Annotated in this window: 1 protein-coding gene; it reads right to left on the bottom strand. The window is 64.7% G+C overall.

Annotation, left to right across the window (positions count from 1 at the left end; all coding sequences use genetic code 11):
- Nucleotides 1-363: hypothetical protein (locus tag EN852_RS41315; RefSeq protein WP_189546449.1), on the bottom strand; the 363-nt coding region annotated here is incomplete at both ends.

The following is a 363-nucleotide window of genomic DNA, read 5'->3' as shown; positions in this document are numbered from 1 at the left end:
GCGGCGATCCCCATCCAGTCGGCGTCGATACGCCGCCAGGACTGATCCGGACTTTCCTGCGGCGCGATATGCGCGATCGGCTCCGAATAGTGCTTGCGGACATACTCGACAGCCGAGTCGTCGGCCTCTCCACTCAAAGCCACAGAGAGCGGGGTGCCAATGCTGTGCTCGAAAGGGCTGAGTTCATCGATAAAGCCAGGGTCGCTTGTCTTGTTTGACTCAAGGCCGCTAGCCAAGGCCCGGGTGAACGGGCCGCCGCTCGCCAGCGGGAACATGGCACCGGCCTGCTCTTCCAGCCGCAACGCCGCCTTGTCGCGCGGCGGGCCGAGCACGTAGATCTGGAGGCCGGGCAGTTGCGGAATC

Origin of the sequence: Mesorhizobium sp. M2E.F.Ca.ET.209.01.1.1 (assembly GCF_004010375.2) — a bacterium.
In the GTDB taxonomy this organism is placed as follows: domain Bacteria; phylum Pseudomonadota; class Alphaproteobacteria; order Rhizobiales; family Rhizobiaceae; genus Mesorhizobium.
The sequence above is the reverse complement of the archived record's forward strand: the minus strand, read 5'-3'. Positions and strand labels throughout refer to the sequence as shown.